A 5,139-nucleotide genomic window follows, 5' to 3' on the forward strand; every position below is an offset into this window, starting at 1 on the left:
CTTTTTTTTAGGGTGGCTGCCAAAATTAAATTTTGGTTGACTTGTTGATTTTTTTTAAAATATTGTTACATCGAGTTTCAATTGGTTTTTAATTGATGTACTTTCGCAGAAATCTTCTAAATCTTCGGTTTTATTTTCTATTTCTTGTTTTATATTGTGTAATCGTATTAAATTGTATGCTAATGCGTCTAAGTTTATTCTTTCTTCTGTCTTTATCATTCCGGTGACTACTTCTTTTTCTATTTGGAATTGTTCTTTGAATATTCCAAATGGTCCTTCAACACTTGATCTTTTGGCATATTCGTCTTTATATTCTTGTTTTTCCATTTTGTGGTTCATTGCTTTTTGCATTTCTGAACCGTATTCTGTGATGGTTTTGTGTGTTTGTGAGGATGAACAGCATTTATTTCTTGCTTTACAGTTTTTACAAGCTTCATAATTATTGTAAAGTCTTTTTATTTTATCTGGTTTTTCTGGGTCTTTGTGTGGTTCATAGTATTTCGCAAAAAAGTACATGTATTGATTTTTTGGGCATTTAAATGCATCTAATTCATAATCATATTCAAAATGGTCTTTATGATAGGGATTTGGGCTTAATTTTCCTATTTTTTCTTTGCTTTGCTTTCTGTTTGGTATTAATCCATCTATTTTTTTATCTGCCAAGTAAGATAGTGATATTTGGTTTAAGTAGATTGTATCTGCACTTATATATTTTGGTTTGGTGTTAATGTTTTTTATTGCTCTTTCTGCGATGTTTGGTAGTTCGTAATGGTCTGTAGGATTTTGTGTGACGTTTATTGCGCAGATTAATTTGGTATCGTAATCGACTGCAGATTGGATATTATAGGCAACCATGAAGTTTCCTTTCTTTCCTTTCATAAATCTTGCTTCAATATCGTTTACTGGTATTCTATCTTGTCCTGTGAATGTGAATTGTGTTTCTATTCCATATAATAGTTCTAATTTATCTTCATCATCCATGTCTTTCTTTTCGAGTAATCTTTGAGCTGGTTTATGGAGTTTTTCAAAGGATTTGGAGTCTATTGGCCGTCCTTCGTAGTAATCGACCAATATTTGTGTTTCTTTTTTTGTTATGGTGTTGTTGTTGGAATTGTATGCTTTTTTGATGGTTCCATCAATAGCAACGTGATTAAATTCCGTGAATCCTTCATCAAAGGCTTTTTTTAAGGTCATTTTCAATAATACTTCGAAATAATGGCCATATTCTCTTCGATATCGTTGAATTGATCTTTCAGAAGGTCGAATATCATCGCAAACATATTTAAATATGTCATGGTATCGTGCCATGTCTGCAATAATGGATGTTCGGTCAATATGTTGTATTTTAGCATAAATAAGTAGTTTTAACATTGAATCTACTGGAAGGGAGTCTCTTCCTTTCTTTTTCTTGGGTTCTTTGATATTCAAAAGTGGAAAAACTTCTTCAACAAATTCCACGACAAAACGAGAAATATGATTAGTTGGAACATTCCAATCAAGTGTCCTAATTCCCAATTTTGTCTGATTCTTATTTAACTTTCTTTTAACCATAAAAAACAACACCAAATCTACTTATACTTAATATAAAATATATACAATCAAGTATATAAACTTAACTATCTAAAAATCAATTAAAACAAAAAATAAAAACAATATGAAATTCAATGATGATTTAAAAAATAAATAAAGTATTAAAATTAAAATAAATAAAAATTTGAAAGAATATAGTAAAAATAATAAAAATTAGGCTAAAAAATTTTTTGACGAAAAATCAAAAATCAATTTTGGCGGACACCCTCCAATATTCCAATAATTTCCTTTCTATTTTAATTAGGTAATGTTTGATAGTTTAATGTTAATTAAATAATATTAAATAATATGTTTAAATCAAAATAAATTATGTGATTAATATTAAAACAAACAACTAATTAGTATCTATCTAATATTATCAAGTTTTCTACAAATAATTATAGGAAATTATTTATAGAAATGCTAGATAACTTATTAATATGGATAAAAAATCTGCTATTTTCATCATAGTTAGTTTTCTGATTTTGATAGTAATGTTCCATTTCATTGGAATTGAAAATATCATAGATGCTTTAAAAACCGCTAACTTGGGTTTAATAGCTCTAGCTATTGGTATACAGATATTCACTTATTTTTTATACACTTTGCGTTGGAAACTGGTCAATGATTCTGTAAATATCAAGACCAGCTTCAGAAGTCTGCTTCCTATGATGATGGTTGGGCTTGCAGTCAACAACATTACTCCTTCAGGTCGTGGTGGAGGAGAGCCTGTCAGGGCATATATCTTATCTAGGGATGCGGGTTATGACTTAAAGGACACCTTTGCAGGCGTTGTGGCAGATAGGGTTTTGGATACATTCCCGTTCATTGTTCTTGCAGCGATAACCATTGTTGCAATGCTTTTGTACTTTGAGATTCCAACATGGCTGGTTGTCGTATTGGTATTGTCCGTAATCGGAATTCTTGTGGTTTTGGGAATTCTTGTTTATCTATGCATAAATCCGGGTTTTGGAAGCCGTCTTGAGAAATTCATTTTCAGAATCGTCAACAGATTCTATAAGAAAAGTTCTGAGGATTTGGAAAAAAGCATTCATGACAATATCTTCGGTTTTCAAAAAACCATGTCCATGCTGATTTTAAACAAGAGGCTTTTGTATTATACAATTCCTTTGTCCTTTGTAATTTGGATTTTTGAAATCCTGAGGGTTTATATAGTATTTCTTGCATTCGGTGCTTCTTTGAACGTGATTGTCATAGGTGAAGTATTCATTATTGCCTCTCTTGTCGGTATGATTCCACTTCTTCCGGGGGGTCTTGGGGCTGTTGACGGTATTATGATTGGTTTTTACTCAAAAGCAGGAATTTCACTTTCACTTGCAGGGCCGGTAACATTGATTGAAAGGCTGATTTCATTCTGGATGGCTACAATCATAGGTCTGGTGATTCTTCCTTATTACGGTTCATCTGTTTTGGAAAAGATATCTGTCGGTTCATCAGCCGAACAGCTTGATAAGTCCACAAGTGACAAGGATTAATTTTTTCATAATTCCAGTATTATATTTTGGACATTTATAAAATTTATATTATTTGTCCTTATTTTATTCGGTATTTTTATATTTTTCTTAATAATTTTCATTTTTTCTTTAATCTAAACATATTTAACCTTTTAACTACAAAATTATTTAGTATAAATTATGGGAAAATGGAAATTATGGCAGATAAAAATGAATGGGGCAGCAACCTTTCATTCATCCTTGCAATGATTGGTTCTGCCGTCGGACTTGGAAACATTTGGAGATATCCGTATGTATTGTACTCTAATGGTGGGGGAGCATTCTACATCCCTTATATTGTGGCAATTCTTTTGATGGGAATTCCATTTTTGATTTTGGAGTATGGTGTCGGATATAATTTTAAGTCTTCCTTTCCAAAGGCAATCAGGAAGATTCACTCCAATTGGGAATACTTGGGCTGGCTTTTGCCGGTTGCTGTTTTTATGATTATGGTTTATTACTCAGCTATTCTCGGCTGGGATGGAATTTACATGATTTTGAGTTTCACCAAAGGGTGGGGTGCAAACCCGGACACTTTCTTTGCAAACACCCTTCTTCAATCCTCAGAATCAATGGCTGGTTTGACACATTTCATTCCAATCATTGCTGTTGCAATGCTTGTCGGTTGGGTAATCATTTGGTTTATATCTCACAGAGATTTGGAAGAGGGTTTAGGTAAGGTTTCAAAGATTTTGGTGCCTGCACTGTTTTTAATTATGGTTATTATCGTTGGAGTATCTCTGACTTTGCCGGGAGCTTCAATAGGTCTTGCGGAACTCTTCAACCCCGATTGGTCTCTTTTGACACACTTTGAAATATGGATGGCTGCATTCGGTCAGATTGTATTTTCATTAAGCCTTGGAATGTCAATAGCATTTACATATGCAAGCTATACAAGCGATGACGCTGATTTGATTACAAATACAATTTCAATCGCCCTTGCAAATTCACTTTTTGAAAACTTCGCTGCATTGGGGGTTTTCTCAATTTTAGGATACATGTCACTTCAGTCAGGAACTGCCGTGGCTGACCTTGTAACTCAGGGAACCGGTCTTGTATTTGTAGTGTATCCTACAGTATTTAATGTATTGGGTCAGTGGGCTTACGTTTTAGGACCATTGTTCTTTTTGACAGTTTATCTTGCAGGACTGACAAGCATATTGTCAACAATCGAACCGTTGTCATTTTCCATTCAAAACAAGTTTGGCCTTACAAGGTCCAGGACAATGACAATACTGGTAATAGTTGGAGCTGCAATGTCCATGATTTACGCTACCGCTTACGGTGGGGAACTGCTTGGGTTTGTAGATACATTCATCAATCAGATTGCATTGCTCTTTGGTGTGGTCTTGGAGTGCATAATATTTGCATGGATATTCAAAGCTGAAAGGCTCATTGATTTTCTCAATTCAAGGTCTAAAACAATCAAACTGGGCAAATGGTGGCTGGTAATTGTTAAGTATATCCTTCCGGTTTTCATTTCAATCATCTGGATTGGAGGGCTCATTGATGTTATCAATGCCGGAACTATAGACCAGCTGAACTTTACAATTGTTACCGCTTTGTTGCTTTTAATTTCAACAGGCATTTTCACTATTTTGCCTTCTAAAAATCCGGAGTGGGATGATACTGAAGAAAGAGTATAGATTATAGTTAACTCTATAATCTTTTTTTTTTTTAATTTAATTCATTTAATAGTTCTAATATTCTTTTAGATAATTTTTCAGAGTCATTAATCATTTGGGATAATGGTTTGCTTATAAGTTTATCATAATCCACTTGATTTCTCATTTTTCTTAGTTTATTTAAGTTTTTAGAAATTATTTTACCTTTATTTCCTTTTTTAAATTTTGCATGATGTTTGAATATTTTTGATGTTTCCCCATGAGCATCAACACTTTTTGAAGTCATGATTTTTTTGGATTTTTCATTTAAGTATGTTTTGTTTTCATTAATAAAGTCTCGTGATGTACAAAATGACCCATAATAAAACCTACTAACTCCTGTTCTTTGTTTTGCAGGATTATTATCATCAATATATTCAACTGCAAGATTT

Annotated in this window: 4 protein-coding genes; 2 read left to right on the plus strand and 2 right to left on the minus strand. The window is 32.8% G+C overall.

The genetic code is table 11. The features are described 5' to 3' along the window. Positions 1-54 precede the first annotated feature (54 nt). On the minus strand, positions 55-1,551 hold the full coding sequence (locus QZ143_RS09210) for a transposase (RefSeq protein WP_292883488.1): 1,497 nt from the start codon (positions 1,549-1,551) through the stop codon (positions 55-57). A gap of 458 nt (positions 1,552-2,009) precedes the next feature. Here QZ143_RS09210 and QZ143_RS09215 point away from each other — a divergent pair, with 458 nt between their 5' ends. Both QZ143_RS09215 and QZ143_RS09220 read left to right on the plus strand, forming a co-directional pair. Next, positions 2,010-3,065, plus strand: coding sequence for a UPF0104 family protein (locus QZ143_RS09215; RefSeq protein WP_292609547.1), 1,056 nt, complete (start codon positions 2,010-2,012; stop codon positions 3,063-3,065). Between the two features lie 176 nt (positions 3,066-3,241). Beyond that, positions 3,242-4,729: a sodium-dependent transporter gene (locus tag QZ143_RS09220; protein ID WP_292609545.1), complete on the plus strand. Its 1,488-nt coding sequence runs from the start codon at positions 3,242-3,244 to the stop codon at positions 4,727-4,729. Between the two features lie 31 nt (positions 4,730-4,760). Here the strand turns inward: QZ143_RS09220 and QZ143_RS09225 are convergent. Beyond that, on the minus strand, positions 4,761-5,139 hold a 379-nt coding region (locus QZ143_RS09225), incomplete at its 5' end, for a hypothetical protein (protein ID WP_292883490.1).

Source organism: Methanobrevibacter sp. UBA188 (genome assembly GCF_905234905.1).
In the GTDB taxonomy this organism is placed as follows: Archaea; Methanobacteriota; Methanobacteria; order Methanobacteriales; family Methanobacteriaceae; genus Methanocatella.